Consider the following 20,580-nt stretch of genomic DNA (forward strand, 5'->3'; position numbering starts at 1 on the left):
GGCTTGCCAACAAATGACTAACTACAAAGAAAAAGCAGTTGCTGCCCTTTTAGTTACAACTATGCTGGGAAGTGCTACGGCACTTCCAGCACCAGCATGGGCCAACACAACTGCTTCAGCAGATCTTAAAGCAGCTAAAGAAGCTTTCGATTTAAGGGATCTAGGAAAGGAAATCAAGTTTCTTGGAGAAAATACGATCTCTCTGAAAAATGTTCAATTGATTCCAACTAAAGGTGGACAGGTTCTTTATACAACGTTTGAAGTCAAAAATAAGTCTGCTCAAGCGTTAGATTTTTACCCGTATTGGATTCAAATGCAGTCTACAAATAATGCTAGATTCCCTGTTAGTTTTGTCGACGAGGGACAAGGAAATAAGGTTTTGCCTTCTAGCTCTAAGACCTTTTCATACTACACTTTAGTCCCTAATCAAATTACAGCAGAAGATTTAGTCGTTCGTTTGATCAAGTGGGATTTTACTACGGCTAACTATCAAAGGCAGATATATACCTTTAAATTGCCAGAAAAATTTGTTCTCTCTCCGATTGAGAAGGGCAAACGACATGCCGTTGATGTAGATGGTGTTAAGGTTGGGATGGCTTTAACTAGCTCACAGATGGTTACGGGAAGTAGCAGTAAGCAAGTAAGGCTTAGAGTGTCTCAAATCAACCAAGGTCTAAGACCTGTACAAGTCCCTAATTATGAATATGTACTTAGAAGTGGGGATGGATATACCTACCCTGTAACATACACACCAACGGATGAACCGCAGAATTTATTACCAAAGCTTGAGAAAAGTATTAACTTAACAGCGGAGCTTCCCGTAGATGCAGATATTGAATCCTTTGAACTAATTGTTTCTGAGCCTAAAGAGGAGCTAACCTATGAATTTTCTGTACCTCTAGCTAGCTTTGACTTAGGTCTTGCTGATCAGGATCAATCTGAAAGCACTGGTAAAGGAGAAACTCATGCATTAGAGGTTGATGGTGAGCCTATTGGAACAACGATAACGGATGTACTCTTAATTAATGATGGAAATAACAGAGATCAAAGCAAGATCGTTCGAGTGAGCTTAAATTTTGAGAATCAAGGGGTAAAAGCTGTAGATTTACCAGCCTACCGCTACTCAATGACAGGTAGCAATGGATATACCTATCCAGTTACTGCGAGAGGAAATGGTGCTGATACAGAGCTTCGTCCTAAATTCAAGAAGAGCATCGATCTCATCGTAGAGCTTCCAGCAGATGAGCAAATTGAAGATTTTGAGCTTGTTATCTCTGAGCCACAGGAAGAAGGCAGCTCACAGCAATCCTTCCCGTTAGCTAGCTTTGAACTAGATGTGGAACAGCTATATCTGAATTTCACTGAAATTGGAAGGACAACAAACGTTAAGATTGATGGCTATGAGTACGAGCTAAGCATGGAGAATATCCATGCGTATCCAGCAGCTTCATCATTTGATAATATCCTGTCTTATGAAATTAAGCTAAAGAATCCTAATAACTATACAGTACCGTTCCCTCAGCTAGGAGGACGATTAAACTTTATTGGTCAACAAACGGTTCCAGCAAAAGCGTTAGAGCCTACAGAATCCTCTTTATATGCTAACCAAGAGGTTAGTGTGCATATGTGGGGTAAAGTGCCTGATGACGTAAATATTCGTCAGCTCATTATCCATTTACAGGATATGCAAACTACTGAGGAAGGGCAGACTATTGATTCTGGAGATCTTGCTGTATTTAACGTTTTAAGTCGAAATATTCGTCTGCCTCAGGTTGCACATAATGATGCTCATCAGTCAAGCTACATTGGTCGCGAAAGTACAATGAAGCTGCATAGTACTGGACGTTATAGTGTATCTGGCTCAAATATCATTACAACATCGTTCCTAGTTGAAAATAAAGATAACCGTCCAATTAAGGTTCCTTCCTTCCAAGGTTACTTTGAAACTAGAGACGGAGATATCTTCCCAGCTTATCTGAAGAATAAAGATCAGCTAATTAGTCCACGTGGCTCAGCTATTGTAACCTATTGGACAGAGCTGTCTACGGATATGGAGCTTAGAGATCTAAGCTTAGTGCTTGGTCAGCCGCTTCAGGAAGATAGTGAGATCATGACAAATGCTGTCAGCTTCAAGGTGACAAGGGATAACCAAGGAATTCCTAATCCTGGTGCTCCAACTTACCATAGTGATGGAACCTTTAGTCATAGATTGGGTGGAGTGAGTATTACGATTGGTAGAATGATGCCTAATTATGAACAAGGCAATATACAATATCAGTTTAGTAAATCTCGTACTTCCGTAATAGATGACGGTTCAGAGAAGTCTCTGACATTTGAAGTTGTTAAGAGTAATGGCGATGTGGTGCATACTCAGACGCTTAATGTTGAAGCAGATGGTAATTCAAAGAGTGGAACAGAGTATATTAATTTCTCTCCTGATGATGTTCAGTATATTAGAGTATATGAGAATTTTGAAAATGGTCGAAGACAAATCGCAAACTTTTCTATGTATCAATAATTTTTGTGAATGAATTAAGAAATTTATAGCTTTGAAAGCCTCTTTCTCAAAAAGAAAGGGGCTTTTTTTCGAGAAATTTTATAGTTTTTATAGAGTTCTAAGCTAGATATAGGGCAAGGTTCGAAAAAGTTGCGCTACTTATCAAAAGTTTTTCTATCAGCTAAACGGTAATAAAACGGGCATTTTACCGAATAGTAATTATATGCTAGAATGTAAAAATGATTGTTGATTAACTCAGCATCATAAGTATCAAAGGGAGGGAAACATGAAAAAGTATATCAGTATAGCTTTTGCTATCACCTTAGCACTGTGTGTATTTGCCACAGAGGGGAAGGCACTTACTGAAGAAATCCATGGTTCAAGTGTACAGCTAGATCAGGAGCAAGTACCCTTGAAGGATCCTTTGTATATGAAGGATGGAAGAATCTTTGTACCTCTAAGATTACTATCAGAGGCCTTAGATATCGAAGTTAATTGGCATAAGAACACACAGCAGGTAGAAGTGAAGACAGCGTTTAACGATCAAATATGGTTTAATGTAGGGAGTAAGCTCGTAGCTATGAATGGTACAGAATATCTAATGGATACGCAACCATTTATGGAGGACGGGAGAGTATATCTACCCCTAAAGCATATCTCTGAAATCCTACATACTAGATTAATGTGGGAGGGCACAACAAAAACAGCACATTTAACAACAGTTGCACCATATATCGTTGAAAAAGGAGACTCTTTAGAGTCTATCAGTAAAGAATTTTCTCTTTCAGTTGGAGAATTAAAGAGAGTGAATGATACAGACGATGGATTTTTAGCCGTCGGTCAAGAGCTCCGTGTACTGGCTCCTGAGTATCTAAGCACACCACTGTCTGCTGAGGATGTCAATTTACTAGCCAAAATTATTTTTATTGAGGCTGGATATGAAGCGTATGAAGGCCAGATTGCTGTAGGTAATGTCATTATGAATCGAGTAGCACATTCTAGCTTTCCAGACACGATTCGTGACGTTATTTATCATCCTGGACAATTTCCACCTGCTCATAACGGAACCTTTGAACAAACGGTTCCAAGTGATACGGCCGTTAATGCGGCTAGAGAAGTATTGGGTGGAAAGGAATATGCCAGAGGTGCTTTATACTTCTTCAACCCCAATGTAACTAGACATTCTTTCTTTACAAGTAAGGAAGTTATAGCTACCTTTGGGAACCATCGATTTGTCAGATAGGCAAGCATTGGTTAAATAAGGATGTCCCAAAAGAGAATCAGAGGATAATTAGTTTATGTACAGAAGGCGCCTTCTACTCCAAAGTTGAGTAGAGGGCGTCTTTCCACATTTTAATGTAGGATTAGTTTTAACGGTCAAAATTGTACCTTAGGTGGAAGAATTTAAACTCTTTCAATTCTAACGGTCAAAATTGCATCTTAGAGCCTAATTAATGTATCAAAACATATGAATTTTCATTGTAAGGGTAGCTTATGACCGTTAGAGATTTAATTAGCCCAAAAATGGTTCTAAGAGTCAAATATGTCCGTTACAGATGGGGATTTGTTTAACAGTTCATTTCTTAAATTATATAATAAGCTAACAATATGATATAATGAACTATTAGAGATGCAATAAACAGTGCGAAGGCACAGAGAGTGTAAGTTGCGTAAAATATATACATTCGGGCTAGGAAATGAGTGTTCTATGTTCGGAATGTATGCATACATGCTAGGAAATGAGTGTTCTATGTTCGGGAGGAGATTACTATGAATGAGCAAAAATCAGTCATGCTAGTTGATGGTATGGCCTTATTGTTTCGCGGTTTTTTTGCCAATTCTCACCATGGCTACATAAGAAAAACATCTGCTGGCTTACCTACAAATGCTGTTTTTGGCTTTGTTAAATATTTTTGGGATGCCATTGTTACGTTTCAGCCTACTCATGTTATTTGCTGTTGGGATATGGGAAGCAGAACGTTTAGGAATGAGCTTTTTACAGAATATAAAGCGAACCGGGGAGCTCCACCTGAGGAACTCATTCCCCAATTTGATTTGGTGAAAGAGGTCGTTTCAAGCTTTGATGTGCCTAATGTTGGTTTAGTTGGATATGAAGCAGATGATTGTATCGGGACCTTAGCCAAGCTGCACAGTAGAGAGTCGAAGGTGCAAATCTTAACTGGAGATCATGATAGCTTGCAGCTACTAGATGATAATATCGAGGTTATCATTATGAAAAAAGGCGCATCCAATTATGCGGTGTATACTAGTGATTTGCTGCTAGAGGAAAAAGGAATTACACCAGCACAAATGATAGATGTAAAAGGCTTAATGGGTGATACAAGTGATAATTATCCTGGTGTCAAAGGAATAGGAGAGAAGACAGCCATTAAACTTATTCAAGAATATGGTTCTATTAATGGCATCTTAGAGAATCTGGACAAGCTGAAGCCTAGTGTTCAGAAGAAGATTAACGAGGATATCGACATGCTGCACCTGTCTAGGAAGCTAGCAGAGATTCGTTGTGATGTCCCTGTTTCCTGCGTCCTTGAGGATTGTGTGTGGAGCATGAATCCAGCCAAGGTCATAGATCAGTTTGAGGTTTTAGAGTTTAATAGTTTAAAGAAATTGATTAGCTAAGCAACAAATAGGAAATCAGTTAATTATAGATTTAATCTAATAGCATCACGAGCTAATTGATCAGCCACTTGATTTTCTTTACTCGGGATCCATTTAATAAAAAACAGATCAAAATGCGATATCAGCTCTAAAGCTTCTTCTAGATAGGGCTGATATTTTTTATTTTTAACGAAGCGTTTTTCAACTGCTTGCTCGACCAGCTGTGAATCAGTATGAAAAGAAACGATAGCCCATTTCCTTTCTTCTCCATGCTTTAGCGCGATCAATAAAGCTTCGAATTCTGCCTCATGGTTAGTAAGAAGACCAAGTGGTCTTGAAATATGCTCTACATTTCCCCCACCATGATTGATGTATATTCCTGCTCCTGATTGTCCTGGATCCCCGGCACTTGCTCCATCTATATAAACTTTTATCATCATATGACTCCTTTCATCTTTTTTGCAAGAACCACGAAAAGAATCTCGCAATGTGATAGAAACAGCTAAGCTAGATGAACTAACCTATAAATTCAGATCATAAAATGAACGAGTAGCTCGATAGTACAATAAGCCTAAATTAAGTCTGACTATCGATAATCATTCTTATTTTCGGACTTTATTTTAACATAAAAGATCGATAAGTTCAGCAAGTAAGAGAGGTTAATCTTACCCTTAAAAATATTTCCTAAAAATCAAAAGTTAAAAAAATATAAAAAATATTGCTGAATTTAGTATTAAATTGTAAAAATAGAGTGAATTGTAGCCGATATCTATTATAAATAGATTAAAAACACGCAAAATGTAAAAAAATCTGACAAATAATTTTGTTTTTTCTATTGAAAATTGTCGAAAAAATATGATATATTATGTTCAACAATTTAAGGACTATTTAAGGAAAATAACCGTAATGATTTCAGGACATCTAGGACTGGAGCATGATTTTATGAAAAAATGGACACGTTATGAGTCAAGGTTTGAGCAATTTATAACAAAATACTCAGAGGAGCTTGTAAGGTGGAGAAGGGATTTTCACCAACATCCAGAGCTTGGCTGGATGGAGTATAGGACAACATTTAAAATTGCGCAAATTTTAGAAAAGTTAAGTTATGATGTGATCATCGGGAGAGAGGTATTATCTAGTTCTTTCCGATTAGGACTCCCTGATCGTCAGCAATCTTATGCGGCTGTTGTAAGAGCTAAAGAGGAAGGAGTTCCAGAAGAGTATTTAGAGCAAATGGTGGATGGTCATACTGGACTTGTTGCCAAGCTTGATACAGGAAAAGAAGGACCTCATATCGCTTTAAGGTTCGATATCGATGCCCTACCAATTCAAGAGTTTGAGGATGCCAAGCATGACCCATACAGATTGAAGTTTCATTCTAAGCATCCAGGAGTCATGCACGCATGCGGTCATGATGGACACATGACAATTGGTCTAGGACTAGCTCATTTTATCCATGAATGCAGAGAAGAGCTAACAGGGACCTTTACCCTGCTTTTCCAGCCTGCAGAGGAAGGAAGCAGGGGAGCAAAAGCTATGGTTGAGAAAGGCTGGCTAGAAGGTGTTGATTATTTTTTAGCGGGACATATTGGGTTTTCAGTATTTGAGCTTGGTGAGGTAGCTGCAAGTACTTCCAACTTTTTAGCTACAACAAAGCTTAACGTTGAGTTCAAAGGAAAGTCTGCTCATGCTGGACAGGAGCCACAAAATGGGAGAAATGCATTACAAGCTGGTGCAGCAGCAGCCTTACAGATCCACAGTATACCCCGACACGGTGAAGGCATTACTCGGGTTAACGTGGGGAAAATGAATGCAGGAGAGGGAAGAAATATAATTCCAGAATATAGTTTATTGGAACTAGAAACACGTGGTCAAACTACTGATTTGAATCAATATATGGTTAAAGAGGTTAAACGTATCATCACAGCAGCAGCAATGGCTTATGATGTACAAGCCGGAGTTGAGATTGTGGGGGAAGGGATTAGCAGTTCATGTGATCAGGAGCTTACATATCTAATACAAAAGTTGTGGCAAGGAAGCTCAAGGATCAAACAAATTAAAGAATCAGCAGAATTAGGAGCGTCTGAGGATGTCTGTTATATGCTTCAGAGGGTCAAGGAGCAAGGCGGTCAAGCAACATATATGTTATTCGGTAGTCCGTTAGAGGCTGGACATCATCACCCACTTTTTGATTACAGAGAGGAGGTACTAGAAGTAGCGATTGAAGCGTTCTCTAGAATCGTCTATCATCTATCAACAGGTGACGAACAAGGTAATGATCACAATAAAGGTTAGGGGGAAGATCAACTTGGACAAGGTGTATCAATATATTGAAGAGAACAAGGACATGTACATTAAGTGGTTGCAGGAGCTTTGTAGACAGCCTAGTGTAGCTGCACAAAATCGAGGGATGAAAGAAACGGCAGACATGGTTCAAAAGATGATTAGTGAGCATACCCACGCAAAGGTTGAATTGCTGGAAACGTCAGGTTATCCTGTCGTTTACGGAGAAATAAATACTGGCAAGGAAAAGACCTTGTCCTTTTATAACCATTATGATGTTCAGCCAGAGGATCCGTTAGATTTATGGAATAGTGATCCATTTGGAGCGGAAATCAGAGACGGTAAGATTTATGCCAGAGGAGTGGCCGATAATAAAGGAAATCTGGTGGCTAGATTGGCTGCTGTACACGCGTATTTAAACGTATATGGTGAGATGCCGATAAACGTCAAATTTATTTTCGAAGGCGAAGAGGAAATTGGAAGTGTTCATTTAGACGAGTTTAAAGAAAAGTATCCTGAAAAGCTTAAAGCAGACGGATGTATATGGGAGTTCGGCTACAAAAATCCTGATGGTCGACTGCAGGTTAGCTTGGGCGTTAAGGGAATGCAGTACGTAGAGCTGCGCTGCAAGGGAGCAAACATTGATTTACATTCGGCTAACGCTGCTGTGATTGAGAACCCTGCTTGGCGGCTGGTTTGGGCTCTACAAACATTAAAGAACGATAAAGAAGAGATCCTTATTGAAGGGTTTTATGACCGTGTTTTAAAGCCTGATGAAGCAGAGTTAGAGCTTCTAGAGGAAATGATTTATGAAGAAGAAGCGACACTAAAGCGTCTTGATTTAGATAACTTTCTACTGAATCTTACAGGAGTTCCATTAAAGGAAAAGCTCATTTTCCAACCTACTTGTACCATTTGTGGGATTGAATCAGGATATACAGGGGAGGGAGCGAAAACAGTATTACCTTCAGAGGCTAGGGTAAAGCTTGATTTTCGTCTAGTTCCCAACCAAGATCCTGCTGAAATTAGCAAGCTATTGCGCAACCATTTAGATAAGCATGGGTTTGAGGACATAGAAATCATTACATTTACAGGTGAGCATCCGGCAAAGACAGATATACATGACCCTCTAGTACAGACTGTTCTTCAGAACGTAGAAAAAGTATACGGTAGACCACCAACGATCAATCGCATGTCACCAGGAACTGGTCCTATGTATATCCTTTGCCAGGAGCTTGGCATACCTGCAGTTTCATTGGGAGTTGGAAATGATAGCTCTCAAAATCATGCTCCTAATGAAAATATTAAAGTAGAGGATTACATCCAAGGAATTAAAATGATGGCTACGATTGTCCATGAGTTTGCTCATACTGGGAAAGACTGAGAGGGGGCTAAGTGATGAACGAGACCAAACAAGAGAGTCAGCTGCTTGCTGACGCAAAAAACATCCATCAAGAGTTAATTGCCTGGAGAAGGCATTTGCATCAGCATCCAGAGCTAGGCTTTGAAGAGAATGATACCTCTTTGTTTGTTCAAGAGAGGCTTCGTCAATTGGGGATTGAGTTTCAAAGCGGAATTGGGAGAACCGGTGTTGTTGGGTTGATCAAAGGGGATGAGCCTGGTCCAACTGTAGCGTTGCGTGCTGATATGGATGCTTTGCCGATCCAGGACGCAAAGAACGTTCCTTACGCTTCAAAGATAGAGGGAAAAGCTCATTTATGTGGTCATGATGCACATACGACGATCCTACTAGGGGCTGCGACTCTTTTAACAAAGAATAAACCTAAGAAAGGTCAAGTTAAGCTTATCTTTCAGCCAGCAGAGGAAGGTTTTGGTGGAGCAAATGAGATGATTAAGGATGGAGTTCTAAAAAATCCAGATGTAGAAATCATCTCTGGCTTACATGTTCATCACACAGCAGAAACAGGCTTTACTACCGTATGTCCTGGTCTAAGTAGTGCTGCAACGGATATGTTCAATTTAACGATTCATGGTAAGGGAGGGCATGCAGCTCATCCACACCTATCTGTTGATTCAATCGCTGTTACCTCTGAGGTCGTCTCGGCGTTACAGCAAATTGTGAGTAGACAGGTTGATCCTATCGCCCCCTTAGTCATAACTATAGGAAAAATTGAAGGTGGATATGCTCGGAATGTAATAGCCCCGAGTGTGCGTTTAGAGGGAACAGTTCGAACTTTGGATTTGCAGCTCCGATCTGAAATAGAAGAGAAGATGAACAGAGTTGTGAAGGGAATATGTGATGCGTTTGGTGCAACACATGAGCTGGAATATGAATATGGATATCCTTCCGTCATTAATGATGAGACTCTTATTCCGATATTACAGGAAGCATCTGATACTATTCTGGGAACAGGTAAGCTTTCACTTGCTAAGCCCTCGATGGGTGGAGAGGATTTCTCCTATTATGCTCAGCAGGTACCAGGTATTTTCTTTCGACTAGGTATTCGAAATGAATCGAAAGGAACGACTTTTCCGTTACATCATCCGATGTTTGATATTGATGAGGATGCGCTACCACTAGGCTCCGCTATGCTTACACAATTTGCCTTATCTGCACTTCGGAGATTAGAAAATAGCTAGATGTACATCGTATCGTAGTGTCTCTTCATACCACATCATCTAAATTCTATACACTATGATCAATTAATCATCTGTCATTTTCTTTCTTAATACATGCAAGACACAAAAAAGGGGGAGTATTTGTGAGACGATTTTGGAAGCTAGGGTTCATTAGTATGTTAGCGATATTGTTTATACTGGCTGGTTGTGGTGGTGGAAGTACAGACAGTTCATCTTCTTCAGAAGGTGGCAGTGACTCTTCAACTGGTGGAAGTGAAGCAGGCACAGACACTGAAGAGAATAGAACTTTAACTGTTGCTATGGGTACAGATATGGTATCTTTCGATATCCACGATCACAATAATACATCAACAGAAGCCATTCATATTAATGTTTTTAACTATCTTTTTAAAGGGGACGAAAACAAGGTCCTTAGTGGAGATTTAGTAGAGTACTATGACTTGGTTGACAATACAACTTGGGAATTTCGCTTAAAGCCTGATGTTACGTTCCATAACGGTGATCCGTTAACAGCTGAGGATGTTAAGTTTACTCTTGAAAGGGTAGCTACAGACAGCTCATTAAGGGAGTATCCAAACTATAGGCAAATTTTAGAGGTTAATGTTATAGATGAATTAAATTTCCAAATTATAACGGATGGACCTCAGCCAGCTTTACTTAACCGTTTATCTCGGATCGGTTCAGGTATCCTACCTAAAAATTATATCGAAGAGAACGGATGGGATCATTTCTTATCAAATCCAATCGGTTCTGGTCCATACAAATTTGTAGAGTGGATGCGAGATGATCGCGTAGTCTTCGAAGCACATGAAGATTACTGGGAGGGAGACAATCAGGAATGGGATAGACTTGTCTTCCGTGTTATCCCTGAGGCATCAACTAGGGTTGCGGAGCTTTTAACAGGTGGAGTAGATATTGCCATGAACGTACCTCCTAATGAGTGGGATCGTATTAATGGAAATGATGGAACAAACGTAATTGTTGGTGACGCTAACCGTGTTATCATGCTTACTATAAGACAGACAGAAGGTCTACCTACTTCTGATCCACGTGTCGTTGAGGCGATTGATCTTGCTATTAACAATGAAGCGATTACTGAACATATTTTAGGAGGAGCTGGGACTCCAACACGTACTCGTGTTACTCCTGGTAACTTTGGTGCTAACGAATCATTATTTAATACGTACTTGTATGATCTTGAAAGAGCGAAGGAGCTTATGGCAGAAGCAGGTTACGCGGATGGTTTCGATATTACCTTCCAATCTCCACATGGGCGTTACCTACAAGATCGTGAAGTGGCTGAAATTATCGTGAGTATGCTATCAGAGATTAATATTAATGCAAGCCTAGAGTTTATGGAATGGAGTAACTTTGTTGAAATGCGTAACTCCAAAACGAATAAAGAAATTTACATGATTGGCTTTGGTAACTCTATGTTTGATGCTGATTTAGCCGTTGACCTATACCAGTCTGATCGTGCAGCTGGAGAGACGGATTACAATGATTCAGAAGTGGACGAGCTTATTGCAGCAGCTAGAGTTAACATGGATCCAATAGAGCGTGCTGAGCAATATGAACGCATTCAAGAAATTATTGCTGAGGGTAGACCACACATCTATCTACACCAAGAAAAGAGTAACTATGGCGTAGGCGATAGAATTGACTTTACTCCTCGTATTGATGAGATGTTAATCGTTGATGATATTACACGAAAGTAAGAATTCTGAAACGAAAGTAAATAAGATTAAAGATTCTATCTCAGTAGAGAAGTTTCAGTAAGCAAAACTATGAAAGACTACCTTTAGGCTAAGGAGAGTAAATCCTTCTTAGCCTTCTATACTTTTTTTGACGAGGTGAAAACATGACGAAATACATCATAAGAAGACTTCTGCAAATTATCCCTGTGTTATTTATTATTTCTTTTTTTGTTTTTGCCTTGGTCCATTTAGCAGGTGATCCAGTTTCTTTGATGCTGCCAGAGGATGCAACAGAAGAGGATCGTGCAGCGTTGCGGGCAGCCTTGAATTTAGACAGACCTTTCCTTGTTCAGTATGGAACGTACGTGGGGAATATGCTGGTTGGGGATTTTGGAAATTCATTTAGATATAATCAGCCTGCCCTGCCTATCGTATTAGAAAGACTGCCGGCAACGCTTGAATTAGCTATTGCCTCTATGATTGTTGCTACGATCCTAGCTATTCCTCTAGGGATATGGTCGGCTACCAAGCAAAATTCGTATGTTGATTTACTAGCTACAGGTGGGTCTGTTTTAGGAAAAGCAATGCCTAACTTTTGGCTTGGGATCATGTTAATTTTGCTACTAGCAGTGACCTATCAGATTTTTCCGGTATCTGGTCGAGGAACAATTAATCATTTAGTGTTACCTGCTATTACTTTAGGAACGGGTATTGCTGCTGAAATGACTAGACTGATTCGCTCTAGCATGATTGAAATTTTACATCAGGATTATGTTCGTACGGCAAGGAGCAAAGGGTTAAGAGAATCTCTTGTTGTCTACCGACACGCATTCAGAAACTCACTTATTCCAGTTGTTACGATTATGGCTTTACAGACTTCTACGTTAGTTGGTGGAACACTGATTACAGAGACAGTCTTTTCTTGGCCAGGGCTTGGTCAGCTATTAGTACAGGCTGTAAATGCTAGAGATATGGCTATTGTGCAAGCAGCGGTGTTTGTTATAGCATTTATGGTTATTGCTATTAATCTATTATCAGACATTATTTATCGATTCTTAGATCCAAGAATTAATTATAATTAAGGGGGAGCAGCCATGTCAGCTAATACTCACAATCATCTTGCCGCCGAAACGGTAGAGCCGGTTCTCCCTAAACAACCAAGTACTTTGACGCGTTGGACTCGGCTTTTGTTAAAAAGTAAAACTGGAACAGCAGGCTTATTCATTGTTATGATCACTATTTTTATTGCTTTGTTTGCACCTCTTCTTGCTCCATATGACCCTGCTTTACCAAATACGGCTAACATGCTAAAGCCTCCTGTTTGGATGGAGGGGGGAAGTTCAGAGTATATTCTAGGTACAGATAATCTTGGACGAGATATTTTAAGTAGAATCCTTTATGGTTCACGAGTGTCCCTTTTAGTTGGGGTTGCGGCTGTTATTGTTGCTGGGGCCATCGGGCTTGTGGTTGGCCTAGTGGCAGGATACTATGGGAAGTTCTTAGATAATGTATTAATGAGATTGGTCGATGCATTCCTTGCTGTACCCAATATCTTGTTGATTCTTGTTGTCATTGGAGTATTTGGGGCGAGTCTATTGAACCTTATCATCATCATAGGTTTTACAAATTGGGTGAACTACGCAAGGGTCGTTCGTGGTGAGGTGCTGAGTGTAAAAGAGCGTGAGTACGTAAAAGCATCTAAGTCTATTGGGACAAAAAATATTGTCATAATTGTCAAGCATATTCTGCCAAATGTATTTTCTTCCTTTGTTGTCATTGCTACTTTAAGTGTAGCAAGTACGATTATCTTAGAGGCCTCTTTGAGCTTCTTAGGGTTAGGAATTCAGCCTCCACACGTATCTTGGGGTGGAATGCTCAGTTCGGGTAGGAATTATTTAGCAACTAGCTGGTGGGTAGCAACCTTTCCAGGTGTAGCGATTACAATTACTGTGTTAGGTATTATCTTTTTAGGTGATTGGCTTAGAGACATATTAGATCCTAGATCTCAAGGACGTCGATAGGAGGGAATAGCAGATGAATGATCAGGCATTATTAGATATCCAAGAGCTTAAAACGTATTTTTATACTGAAAGTGGCGTTGTTCCTTCCGTTGACGGTGTAACCTTTCAGTTGAAGAGAGGAGAAACTGTTGGAATTGTTGGTGAATCAGGTAGTGGTAAAAGTGTGACTTCCCTCTCTATTATGGGGTTAGTCGGACAGCCTGGAAAAGTAACGGGTGGAAAGATCGTATTTGAAGGAAAAGATCTCAGAACAGCAAGCAAAAGAGAAATGAGACATATTCGCGGAAATGATATTGCTATGATTTTCCAGGAGCCGCTCACGTCGCTAAACCCAGTTTTTACCGTTGGTTATCAGGTGGCAGAGGTCATCCGTCTTCATCAGAATGCTTCCAAAGAGGAGGCCAAAGTAAAAGCAATCGAGCTACTGAAAATGGTAGGGATACCTAGACCTGAAAAAGTGTATTCCTCCTATCCACACTCTTTAAGTGGAGGAATGCGACAACGTGTGATGATCGCAATGGCTCTGTCTTGTAACCCAAAGCTGTTGATTGCAGATGAGCCGACTACGGCATTAGATGTAACGATACAGGCTCAAATTCTACATTTGATGAGAGAGCTTATTCGTGAAAATGATACGTCTATCATCCTAATTACTCATGATTTAGGGGTTATCGCGGAAATGGTTGATCGAGTCATCGTTATGTATGCGGGACAGGTTGTGGAGCAGACAGATGTGTTTACGTTATTTGAAGAGCCGAAGCATCCTTATACAAAAGGACTTCTAAATAGTACTCCTAGAATTCACGATTTAAAGGATGAGCTTGAGTCAATTGTAGGTACAGTACCTAACCCAAGAAGTATGCCAAAAGGCTGTCGCTTTCATCCGCGCTGCCCATACGCCATGGATAAATGTGTTGAGGAAGCGCCAGTGCTAGAGGATTTAAAACCAGGACATCAGGTGCGTTGTTGGTTGCATGAGGACGGGGAGGTGACGCTCTAATGGAAGAACAATATATTCTTGAAATAAAGGGATTAAAGAAATACTTTGAGCTATCTGAAGGCTTTCTAAAGAAGAAAAAGCAATATTTACGTGCTGTAGATGGTATTGACCTAAAGGTGAAGGCTGGAGAAACTCTTGGAATCGTTGGAGAATCTGGCTGCGGTAAATCGACTACAGGAAATGTGATTTTACGTTTGCTTGAGCCGACAGAAGGAGAAGTTTTCTTTGAAGGTGAAGATATAACTAAGCTCTCGGAAAGTGAGATGCGTAAAAAGAGAAAGGATATTCAGATGATCTTTCAGGATCCCTTCTCATCTCTGAATCCAAGGATGAGAGTCTTCGATATTATCGCAGAACCGCTTAGAACACATAAGGTTGCACGAGGTAAGGAGCTACGCAAGCAGGTTTATGATTTGCTAGAGGTTGTTGGCTTGGATGAATCTTATGCGAATCGGTTCCCACATGAATTTAGTGGGGGGCAGCGTCAAAGGATAGGAATTGCTAGAGCACTAGCCTTAAAGCCAAAGATGATCGTCTGTGATGAGCCTGTTTCAGCGTTAGACGTATCGATTCAATCCCAAATTTTAAATCTGTTAAAAAAGCTTCAAAAGGAATTTAATCTAACGTATTTTTTCATTGCACATGGTTTACCAGCTGTAAAGCATATCAGTGATCGTGTTGCTGTTATGTATCTAGGTAAAGTTGTAGAGCTGGCCAGAAAGGATCAATTGTTTAGCAAGCCGTTGCACCCCTATACAGAGGGGTTGTTATCTGCTGTACCTATCTTAGATCCTAAGCTTAGGGATAAGAAAGAGCAAATCATTTTAGAAGGAGATATGCCTAGCCCTGCTAATCCTCCTTCAGGCTGTCGCTTCCATACTCGTTGTCCTTATGCAAAGGATAGATGTAAGGAAGAGATACCTGAATTAATAGATCATGGTGATGGACATATGGTAGCCTGTCATTACCCGTTAGAAGAAGGTACTGGTGTTATTATTAATAACTAAGCTCTAAATTTAGACTATAGGTTTAAGGAGTCATTATTAATATTTTAATAGTAAATGGCTAGAGAGAGGTGTTTGAATAAATGAAGCTAAAGCAGTATTTTACAGAAAAACAAGAAGAAATGCTTTCGTTAATAGAGAAGTTAGTAAACATAGATAGCGGCTCTTATGATAAGCAAGGCATTGATCAAGTCGGAGCTATTCTTCAGAAGGAGTACGAGCAGATAGGATTTCATGTAACGGTTCACGAGAGCGATCAGTATGGCAACACTTTATCGATTAAGCATAAGGATGCCGGGGAAACGAATATTATTATTGTAGCTCATATGGATACGGTATTTCCGGATGGAACAGCGAAGCAAAGGCCTTTTTCTAGAGATGAGAAAAGAGCGTATGGACCAGGAGTTATAGATATGAAAGCAAGTCAGGTTCAGGTGCTTTATATCATGAAGGGATTAATTGAAATGGGTAGCGATGCTTACAAAAATGTCCAAATTGTCTTGAATAGTGATGAGGAGATAGGATCTGTCTCCTCTAGACCAATTATTGAAAAACTGGCCGCAGATAAAAAATATGCACTGATTGTAGAGCCTGGTAGAGCGGATCATTCCATCGTTTCTCAACGGAAAGGAGGAGGGCGATTTACTCTAACGGTACATGGAAAAGCTGCACATTCTGGTATCGAACCAGAAAAGGGACGTAGTGCAGTTGAAGAGCTGGCACATAAGATCATTAAGATCCATGCTCTTACCAATTATGAGGAGGGCTTGACCTTAAACGCTGGATTAATAGAAGGAGGAACATCAGTCAACACTGTTGCTCCTTTCGCTACGGCTCACATTGATGTACGTGTAGTAACTCAAGAGCAGGCTGAATATGTGACAAAAGCTGTTGAGGAAATATGCTCAAAGCCTGATGTGGAAGGAACTAGAGTAGAATTGACAGGTAGTGTAGGCCGCCCACCTATGTTTCTAAATGAACAAAGCGAAAGTCTACTCAAGGTCATTAAGCAAGCAGCCCTAGAGTATGGTGTAACTTTAAAGGATACTAAAACTGGTGGCGGATCAGATGGGAACTTCACATCCGCCCTAGGAGTTGCTACAATAGATGGGTTAGGACCTGTAGGCGGAAGTGCCCATAGTGAGCATGAGTATTTAGAACTAGAAACTTTAGTGGAGCGTTCCTTGGTACTAGCAGAGACCATTAAAAAGCTTTCTTAAGGAGAATGCTTAATGAAGTTAGTCGTAGGAATAGTGGGACCAGAGGATTCTGTTAAACGAATGATTAACATTGGTAGTAAATATTATGCTAATCAACTGGAGTTTACACCAATCATTTATGGTGTGGTTAATGAAATTGAGACATTAATTCCAGAATATCAAGCTCAGGATATTGATTTTTGGCTTTTTTCTGGAATGGTTCCATACACATATGCTGTAGACAAATCTTTGGTGGAGAAGGAGGAGGCTTTTTATCCTCCTTTAGCTGGCTCTAGTCTTTATAGAACCTTTATTAAGGTGATTCTGAATCATGAACAGCGCTGGAATCGACTAAGCTTCGATACTTTAGATCATGATGATGTTGAAAATGCGTTAGAGGATGCTGGCTTGGATGTCCAATTCAACACTCTTCCCTTCGATAGCTATGTAGAGGAAGAGGAAGTCTACCAATATCATAAAGAGTTATATTTTTCTGGGCAGGTGGATCTGTGTCTGACTTGTATTAATCGAGTACATGAAAGATTAATAGAGGATCAAATACCTGCTTATCGCCTTGTCCCAACTCAAAATATTATCAAAAGGACTTTTCCTGATATATTGAATCAGGCTAAATCTATTGCTTATCAGCGTTCACAGGTTAGTGTTATAGCGATCGAGGTAGATAGTAAGGAATGGATTTCTTTAAGAAGGAAACAGACCTATGAAATGAAAAGAAGAGAGCAGAAGCTTGAGCAATTTCTCATTGATTTCTCAGAAAAAACGAGAGGTTCATCTGTAAGGATTGGGGATGGCTTGTACTTTATTTTTGCTACATGGGGAGAATTAGAGGAAGTCGAACAAAATCAGGAGCTTCAATCCCTACCTTCGCGGTTGCAGGAGCTGACTAAATTCCATATTCATGTTGGTATAGGAAACGGGTATACTGTTCACGAGGCAGAAGCAAACGCTAGAAAGGCTCTTCAATTTGCCCAAGAAAAGAAGGAGCCCTGTGTGATGAAGGTACTTCAGGATGGGACAGTAATGGGACCATTAAATCTAGATCAAAATATTATGTACTCTACCCGTCATACGCTAGCCTCTATCCAGAAAAAAACACTCGAAAATAAGGATGATGCAACGATAAGCTTTAGCACCATATCGAAAATCTATGCTCTTTCTCAGCATTACAAAAAAGATCAGGTGACTGCTCAAGAGCTTTCGCACTGGCTACATGTTACAGATCGAAGTGCCAGGAGGATATTAAAGGAGCTGCATACGCTAAAGCTAGTCATAGAAGTGGGAGAGGAACAGCCGGGAGTTAGAGGTCGCCCACGAAAGGTGTATCATTTCAAATGGACGGATACAGACCAAGTACAGATCAATAATTGATTCAACTAAAAAAGCAAACCCTCTAAGTGGATGTAGATATCCTAAAGAGGGTTTTGTTAGTATTTGTGAATATTGATAGTCGAGTTGTTTATTTATTTTTCTGTTTAATAAAATGTTAAAATAGAAACAGTTACAATTAGATATATAGAATGTAAAAAATAGACTGAGGGATTGTGTAAAGGGAGAAAGTGATATGCGCATTAGAGAAATTGAAATAAGGGACAATACTAGGATTAAAGAAATTATCCAAGAATCTTTGGAATCAGTTGGATTAAACATAGAAGGAACGGCTTATTATGATCCTCATTTAGGAGAACTCTATCATTTTTATCATCGTCATCCTCATTCTATGTATTGGGTTATTGTAGATAAAGAGAATAGAGTACAGGGAGGAGTAGGAATCGCAGAATTTAATGCAGCTAAAAGGATCTGTGAGCTACAAAAGCTATATCTCTCTTCAGAAGCCCAAGGTAAGGGATATTCTAGGCTTTTAATGGACAAAGCATTACACTTTGCGGAGAAGCACTATGATTATTGCTATTTGGAAACTAGGCATGAGCTAGTGGCTGCCAGTGCCCTGTATGTTAAATATGGATTTATGCTTTTAACAGAACCGATTGAAGGATCAGAGCATTCAGCTATGGATGCGTGGTATTTAAAGAAATTGAAGTCACACTATCAAAACAAATTAACGAGATGAGAAGATAGAGGATGAAACGAATTTTAGCGATAAGCGATATACATGGAAAATTTGAAGAATTTATGGACCTACTCGAAATAGTAGAGTATTCTGCAAAACAAGATCAGTTGATCCTCCTAGGAGATTACACAGACCGAGGAGCTGATAGCAAAGAAGTGGTTGAACATGTAATGGATCTGGTTAAAAATGGTGCCATTGCCCTACGAGGTAATCATGACCAGATGCTTTTGGATTGGCTTGAAACTGGAGAGGCAGACCGTTTTATAAGGAACGGAGGTCTAATGACTGTTAAGAGCTATTGTGGATCAAATTATGAGCAGGAGCAGCTTGAAGAGGCCAGAAATATGATTTTAAAGAAGTTTGCCGTTCATGTTGACTTCATGAGCAAGTTACCCTATTATCATGAAACGGAGAAGTATATTTTTGTTCACGCAGGGATAAACCCTGCCTATGCGGATTGGAAGGAAACTCCCGAGCATGAGATGATCTGGATTAGAGAGGTATTTTTTAATTATCCAACGAATGTAAGCAAAAAAATTGTGTTTGGACATACGTCGACGATACATTTACATGAGTCTAAAGAGGTTTGGTTTGCGCAAGACAAAATTGGCATAGATGGGGGCTGTGTGTATGGCCATCAGCTGAATTGCCTGGAAATCAGTGAGCTAGGCTACAAGACATATGCTGTCTCATCTAAGATAACCGGTTGATTTGCTGGGATAAATTTGTATGGCGAAGTATGATATGATGGGCAACAGAGGAAGTGTCATAATGACAGTACAAGCAAAGTTCAAAAGAGTACCAGACTTTCATATACGTGCTACTTTGTTTGAAGTGACATATGAAGCACAAGGCTTAATCGTAAAAGGATATCTTTGTATTCCACAGGGAACTGGTCCCTTTCCTGTATTAATTTATTGTCGTGGTGGCATTAAAAGTGTGGGTATGACGAGACTAGCTTGGGTCAGTAAGTTTGTGGATCAAGGGTGCGCAGTGTTTGCTCCTTTTTATCGAGGTAACCGAGGCGGACAAGGTCGGGAGGATTTTGCCGGAGAGGATCGCTTTGATGTCATCGATGCACTCCCGTGGATTAAGGATCATCCTTTACTAGAGGCTGATCGAATTCATCTATTCGGCTTTTCTAGAGGGTCACTCATGGCTCTTTTTACAGCTATGGCAGATCCAACGATTTGTTCCGTGGTGGTGTGGGGAGGAGTATCAGATTTGGCTCTGACCTATGAGGAACGGGTCGACCTACGCCGAATGCTCAAAAGGGTTTTAGGAGGTACGCCTTTAAGAAAGCCAGAGGAGTACCGCATACGATCCCCCATTTATGATGTACAGCGCTTAAAGTGTCCAGTGCTTATTATTCATGGAACAGAGGATATACAGGTAGGAGTGGAGCATTCGTACATTCTTGCTGAAGCGCTACGTGAAACGAACAAGTGCTACACATTAAGGATCTATGAAAACCAAGGCCATTTCTTTCAACCAGATGTTTATAAAAAGGCAATAGACGATATGTTTACATGGATGCAGAAACAGGAGGGAAGAAAGCATGGATGAGTTT

At 40.0% G+C, this 20,580-nt stretch carries 17 protein-coding genes; 16 read left to right on the plus strand and 1 reads right to left on the minus strand.

What is annotated here, in order from left to right; all coding sequences use genetic code 11:
* Positions 1-13 precede the first annotated feature (13 nt).
* The 3 genes from J2S11_RS16170 (at position 14) to J2S11_RS16180 (ending at position 5,137) form a co-directional block, all read left to right on the plus strand.
* On the plus strand, positions 14-2,518 hold the full coding sequence (locus tag J2S11_RS16170; RefSeq protein ID WP_307396261.1) for a hypothetical protein: 2,505 nt from the start codon (positions 14-16) through the stop codon (positions 2,516-2,518).
* A gap of 265 nt (positions 2,519-2,783) precedes the next feature.
* Complete coding sequence (locus J2S11_RS16175; protein ID WP_307396263.1) at positions 2,784-3,740, plus strand: cell wall hydrolase; 957 nt, start codon at positions 2,784-2,786, stop codon at positions 3,738-3,740.
* A gap of 521 nt (positions 3,741-4,261) precedes the next feature.
* Positions 4,262-5,137 carry a 5'-3' exonuclease gene (locus J2S11_RS16180; RefSeq protein ID WP_307396328.1) on the plus strand — a complete coding sequence of 292 codons (876 nt, stop codon included), beginning with the start codon at positions 4,262-4,264 and terminating at the stop codon, positions 5,135-5,137.
* A 23-nt stretch (positions 5,138-5,160) separates the two neighbouring features.
* Here J2S11_RS16180 and J2S11_RS16185 read toward each other — a convergent pair whose 3' ends face one another.
* Positions 5,161-5,553 (minus strand): reverse transcriptase-like protein, encoded by a 393-nt coding sequence (locus J2S11_RS16185; RefSeq protein ID WP_307396265.1) that lies wholly within the window; start codon positions 5,551-5,553, stop codon positions 5,161-5,163.
* A gap of 505 nt (positions 5,554-6,058) precedes the next feature.
* On the opposite strand from J2S11_RS16185, the gene J2S11_RS16190 reads away from it, so the two are divergent.
* From J2S11_RS16190 to J2S11_RS16250, 13 genes are all read left to right on the plus strand, one after another.
* Positions 6,059-7,411 (plus strand): amidohydrolase, encoded by a 1,353-nt coding sequence (locus J2S11_RS16190; RefSeq protein WP_307396266.1) that lies wholly within the window; start codon positions 6,059-6,061, stop codon positions 7,409-7,411.
* Between the two features lie 22 nt (positions 7,412-7,433).
* Complete coding sequence (locus J2S11_RS16195) at positions 7,434-8,783, plus strand: M20/M25/M40 family metallo-hydrolase (protein ID WP_307396330.1); 1,350 nt, start codon at positions 7,434-7,436, stop codon at positions 8,781-8,783.
* Positions 8,784-8,797: 14 nt separating this feature from the next.
* Positions 8,798-10,000, plus strand: a complete 1,203-nt coding sequence (locus tag J2S11_RS16200) for a M20 metallopeptidase family protein (RefSeq protein WP_307396268.1) — start codon at positions 8,798-8,800, stop codon at positions 9,998-10,000.
* 122 nt (positions 10,001-10,122) lie between these two features.
* Positions 10,123-11,718: an ABC transporter substrate-binding protein gene (locus J2S11_RS16205; RefSeq protein WP_307396270.1), complete on the plus strand. Its 1,596-nt coding sequence runs from the start codon at positions 10,123-10,125 to the stop codon at positions 11,716-11,718.
* Positions 11,719-11,861: 143 nt separating this feature from the next.
* Positions 11,862-12,779 (plus strand): ABC transporter permease, encoded by a 918-nt coding sequence (locus tag J2S11_RS16210; RefSeq protein ID WP_307396272.1) that lies wholly within the window; start codon positions 11,862-11,864, stop codon positions 12,777-12,779.
* A 12-nt stretch (positions 12,780-12,791) separates the two neighbouring features.
* Entirely contained in the window at positions 12,792-13,718 is a 927-nt protein-coding gene (locus J2S11_RS16215; RefSeq protein ID WP_307396274.1) for an ABC transporter permease, read from the plus strand.
* A gap of 13 nt (positions 13,719-13,731) precedes the next feature.
* Entirely contained in the window at positions 13,732-14,718 is a 987-nt protein-coding gene (locus J2S11_RS16220; RefSeq protein ID WP_307396276.1) for an ABC transporter ATP-binding protein, read from the plus strand.
* Positions 14,718-15,725: an ABC transporter ATP-binding protein gene (locus J2S11_RS16225; protein WP_307396278.1), complete on the plus strand. Its 1,008-nt coding sequence runs from the start codon at positions 14,718-14,720 to the stop codon at positions 15,723-15,725. Before J2S11_RS16220 ends, J2S11_RS16225 begins: the two co-directional genes overlap by 1 nt.
* 80 nt (positions 15,726-15,805) lie before the next feature.
* Complete coding sequence (locus tag J2S11_RS16230) at positions 15,806-16,942, plus strand: M20 family metallopeptidase (protein WP_307396279.1); 1,137 nt, start codon at positions 15,806-15,808, stop codon at positions 16,940-16,942.
* Between the two features lie 12 nt (positions 16,943-16,954).
* Complete coding sequence (locus J2S11_RS16235; RefSeq protein WP_307396281.1) at positions 16,955-18,310, plus strand: helix-turn-helix domain-containing protein; 1,356 nt, start codon at positions 16,955-16,957, stop codon at positions 18,308-18,310.
* Positions 18,311-18,503: 193 nt separating this feature from the next.
* Complete coding sequence (locus J2S11_RS16240; RefSeq protein WP_307396283.1) at positions 18,504-19,010, plus strand: GNAT family N-acetyltransferase; 507 nt, start codon at positions 18,504-18,506, stop codon at positions 19,008-19,010.
* Positions 19,011-19,021: 11 nt separating this feature from the next.
* Positions 19,022-19,720, plus strand: a complete 699-nt coding sequence (locus tag J2S11_RS16245) for a metallophosphoesterase family protein (protein WP_307396285.1) — start codon at positions 19,022-19,024, stop codon at positions 19,718-19,720.
* Between the two features lie 61 nt (positions 19,721-19,781).
* A complete protein-coding gene (locus J2S11_RS16250) occupies positions 19,782-20,576 on the plus strand; it encodes an alpha/beta hydrolase family protein (protein ID WP_307396286.1) in 795 nt (264 codons plus the stop codon).
* Positions 20,577-20,580 lie beyond the last annotated feature (4 nt).

Source organism: Bacillus horti, from assembly GCF_030813115.1.
Classification (GTDB): domain Bacteria; phylum Bacillota; class Bacilli; order Caldalkalibacillales; family JCM-10596; genus Bacillus_CH; species Bacillus_CH horti.

Excerpts from the sequence above, each read along its gene's own strand:
- J2S11_RS16170 (WP_307396261.1), top strand. The coding sequence starts at position 14 with ATGACTAACTACAAAGAAAAAGCAGTTGCTGCCCTTTTAGTTACAACT.
- J2S11_RS16175 (WP_307396263.1), top strand. The coding sequence starts at position 2,784 with ATGAAAAAGTATATCAGTATAGCTTTTGCTATCACCTTAGCACTGTGT.
- J2S11_RS16185 (WP_307396265.1), bottom strand. The coding sequence starts at position 5,553 with ATGATAAAAGTTTATATAGATGGAGCAAGTGCCGGGGATCCAGGACAA.
- J2S11_RS16190 (WP_307396266.1), top strand. The coding sequence starts at position 6,059 with ATGAAAAAATGGACACGTTATGAGTCAAGGTTTGAGCAATTTATAACA.
- J2S11_RS16200 (WP_307396268.1), top strand. The coding sequence starts at position 8,798 with ATGAACGAGACCAAACAAGAGAGTCAGCTGCTTGCTGACGCAAAAAAC.
- J2S11_RS16210 (WP_307396272.1), top strand. The coding sequence starts at position 11,862 with ATGACGAAATACATCATAAGAAGACTTCTGCAAATTATCCCTGTGTTA.
- J2S11_RS16215 (WP_307396274.1), top strand. The coding sequence starts at position 12,792 with ATGTCAGCTAATACTCACAATCATCTTGCCGCCGAAACGGTAGAGCCG.
- J2S11_RS16220 (WP_307396276.1), top strand. The coding sequence starts at position 13,732 with ATGAATGATCAGGCATTATTAGATATCCAAGAGCTTAAAACGTATTTT.
- J2S11_RS16225 (WP_307396278.1), top strand. The coding sequence starts at position 14,718 with ATGGAAGAACAATATATTCTTGAAATAAAGGGATTAAAGAAATACTTT.
- J2S11_RS16230 (WP_307396279.1), top strand. The coding sequence starts at position 15,806 with ATGAAGCTAAAGCAGTATTTTACAGAAAAACAAGAAGAAATGCTTTCG.
- J2S11_RS16235 (WP_307396281.1), top strand. The coding sequence starts at position 16,955 with ATGAAGTTAGTCGTAGGAATAGTGGGACCAGAGGATTCTGTTAAACGA.
- J2S11_RS16240 (WP_307396283.1), top strand. The coding sequence starts at position 18,504 with ATGCGCATTAGAGAAATTGAAATAAGGGACAATACTAGGATTAAAGAA.
- J2S11_RS16245 (WP_307396285.1), top strand. The coding sequence starts at position 19,022 with ATGAAACGAATTTTAGCGATAAGCGATATACATGGAAAATTTGAAGAA.
- J2S11_RS16250 (WP_307396286.1), top strand. The coding sequence starts at position 19,782 with ATGACAGTACAAGCAAAGTTCAAAAGAGTACCAGACTTTCATATACGT.